General features: G+C 58.1%; 3 protein-coding genes and 1 pseudogene. All 4 read left to right on the top strand.

Going from position 1 to position 2630, the window contains the following annotated elements:
* Positions 1-226: pseudogene (locus tag AB4Y32_RS40205) on the top strand (tyrosine-type recombinase/integrase); the annotation flags it as partial.
* Entirely contained in the window at positions 213-671 is a 459-nt protein-coding gene (locus tag AB4Y32_RS40200; protein WP_368726546.1) for a site-specific integrase, read from the top strand. The pseudogene AB4Y32_RS40205 and the gene AB4Y32_RS40200, both read left to right, overlap by 14 nt.
* Before the next feature lie 52 nt (positions 672-723).
* Entirely contained in the window at positions 724-1983 is a 1260-nt protein-coding gene (locus tag AB4Y32_RS40195; RefSeq protein WP_368726545.1) for a site-specific integrase, read from the top strand.
* Complete coding sequence (locus tag AB4Y32_RS40190; protein WP_368726544.1) at positions 1980-2522, top strand: tyrosine-type recombinase/integrase; 543 nt, start codon at positions 1980-1982, stop codon at positions 2520-2522. The genes AB4Y32_RS40195 and AB4Y32_RS40190 overlap by 4 nt, the downstream gene beginning before the upstream one ends.
* Positions 2523-2630: the final 108 nt, after the last annotated feature.

Below are 2630 nucleotides of genomic sequence, written 5' to 3'. Positions count from 1 at the left end.
GCACACATTCGTCGCAAATCGAATGCTTGAGTGGTACCGCGAGGGGATCAACCCTCAGGCTCGCCTTCCTTATCTTGCCACGTATCTCGGCCACAAGGACATTAACTCGACTCTCGCCTATTTGACCGTCACCGATGAACTGCTGCAACTGGCTGGCGCACGCTTCCGTGCTTTCGGCGCACACAGCCTGCACGTCGCCGAAGGAGTGGACAATGAGACCCATTGATCCTTTGCCCAGATTGCTCCAGGAATTTTTTTACACACACATGCTGGAGCAGCGCAATCTCTCCGCACATACGGTGCGCTCCTATCGCGATACCTGGAGACTATTCCTGCGGTTTTCGGCTACGAGGCGCAAACGGTCCGTAGCCGCACTCGTGCTCGGCGAGCTTACCGCAGCCATGGTCGGCATCGATCTTCATTCGAACAACGCGGTGGTCGCCATCATCGACGATCACGACCACGTGCTGTATCGCAAACGACTTGTGAACGATCTGCAACTGGTCATCGCCGCACTGGCACCCCACCGCGAGGAGTTGCAGGGGGTGGTTGTGGAGTCAACGTTTTATGGACGCCCCGGAATTATGCACGGTTTGTCGGTCATTCTGAGGTGCGACGCTCAATTCCTCCGGATGCCGGGTAGTGCCTCACCAACGGTCGACCTTGCATAACAGATACTGCTCTTCTCAGATGGCTTCATCGCCATCTCTCAGGAGAGCGATCATGATCACGCAAGTCGTTTCTGAAGTCGTCGCGAGCAATCGCGCACGGTACGGCGCACTTGGACCCGTCGTTGGGAATTTCACCGACTACTTGGGGCGTCACGGATATGCGGGCATTACTAAAGAGAACTATCTGCAATGCGCGTCCCACTTCGGACGGTGGTTGACTGCGCGACGCATCGCTGTCAATCACATCGACGAGACGGTGCTGCATCGCTTTCTTACGGAGCACCTTCCCGTCTGCCACTGCAGCAAGCCAAGTCCCCGCACCCCCGCAAACCTTCGCCGCGCGCTCCGTAATCTGCTTCGCATGTTGCGTGCGGAGGGCATCATTCCGCCGAGATCAGTGCCGGTTTCCAGGTTCATACACGATGAGCTTCAGCTCTTTGACGCGTATCTTCAGGATGTGCAGGGGCTTGCACCGGCAACGCGTCTCTACCGTCTGCGCTACGTCCGTGAATTCCTCATTGCCCGATTTGGCTGGGGGGCGATTGCGCTTGAATGCCTCAAGCCAGATGAGATCTGTCGATTCGTGACTGATCGCGCTGCGGGCTGCCAACCCCGGACAGCAGGAATCATTGGCGACTGTCTGCGGAGTTATTTGCGTTTCCGTCGCATACACGGACAACCTACCGAACCCCTGATTGCCGCAGTCCCAAGAGTCGCTTACTGGCGTCTCGCGGCGTTGCCGGATTCTCTTACCGATTCTGAACTGGCGGGGCTTGTGAATGCCTTCGATCGTAGGTGTCCAACCGGCCGACGTGACTACGCGATCATTCGCTGTCTGGTGGACCTGGGCCTGCGGGCGAGCGAAGTGGCTTTTATCCAGCTCGATGACCTGAACTGGCGAGAAGGAACGCTCCGGATTGCCAAAGCGAAGGCAAAGCGCACAACACTTCTGCCGTTGCCTTTGGAGACGGGGCGAGCGATCTCAGACTACCTCCGCTTCGGGCGCCCCAGCACGGCTAGCCGCGCACTGTTTGTACGCCACCGCGCTCCGCGCGATGAACCGGTAGGGCCGAGCCTCGTGCGCAACGCCGTACGCTGCGCCTACGCCCGGTGCGGTCAGGCTGAGCGGTGGACTGGAACCCACGTGCTCCGCCATTCTGTCGCTTCGAGGTTACTCAGGGAAGGGGCGAGTCTCAAGGACATCGCCGATCTACTACGCCACCGCAGCGTCAACACGACGACCATTTATCTCAAAGTCGATCTGCCCCGGCTCAACGCCGTTGCATTGCCCTGGCCTGGGAGACGAACATGAAGGCCGCCCCGACGATGGTGTCTCTGGTCGAGGACTATCTTGAACGCCGGCGGCGACTTGGCTTTGCTCTTCAAAGTGAGGAACAGCGTCTGATGTGCTTTGCACGCTTCGCCGATCAAATTGGCCACAGCGGTCCGATCACGGTGGAACTGGCTTTGCGTTGGGCCTGTTCGTCCAGCCGCTCCACAGCCGCCACCAGGGCAGGTCGGTTGAAGATCTTGAGCCCATTTGCCAAGTACCGCCTGCAGTTCGATCCTGCCACCGAAATTGCATCTTCCGGACTCTGTGGACCAGGACACCGACGGTTGACACCGCATATCTATTCGGAAGAGGAAATCGAGACGTTATTGGTTACTGCCCGACAACTTCCGCCCACGGGTGGCCTGCGGCCAGTTACCTGTGAAACCGTCTTCGGTCTGCTCGCGGCCACGGGTTTGCGTGTCTCGGAAGCGTTGGCACTTCGGGGCGAAGACGTCAACCTCGAACGCAGCCTGCTCACGATTCGTCAGAGCAAGTTCCGTAACTATGCCGCCTTGTAAACTATGCTCGATCCAGACAGAATGAGTCTCAAATTCAAGCACAACGAACAAAACATGATCGGCATAGTCTAATTGACATTGGACTCGCTTTCGCGAGAGGCGCAGGTC

This window comes from Paraburkholderia phymatum, assembly GCF_040965635.1.
GTDB classification, from domain to species: Bacteria; Pseudomonadota; Gammaproteobacteria; order Burkholderiales; family Burkholderiaceae; genus Paraburkholderia; species Paraburkholderia phymatum_B.
Note: the sequence above shows the minus strand (reverse complement) of the source record. Positions and strands in the feature narration are given on the sequence as shown.

Bases quoted from the DNA above. Each gene is read 5' to 3' on its own strand.
- AB4Y32_RS40195 (WP_368726545.1), top strand. From the start codon at position 724: ATGATCACGCAAGTCGTTTCTGAAGTCGTCGCGAGCAATCGCGCACGG.
- AB4Y32_RS40200 (WP_368726546.1), top strand. From the start codon at position 213: ATGAGACCCATTGATCCTTTGCCCAGATTGCTCCAGGAATTTTTTTAC.
- AB4Y32_RS40190 (WP_368726544.1), top strand. From the start codon at position 1,980: ATGAAGGCCGCCCCGACGATGGTGTCTCTGGTCGAGGACTATCTTGAA.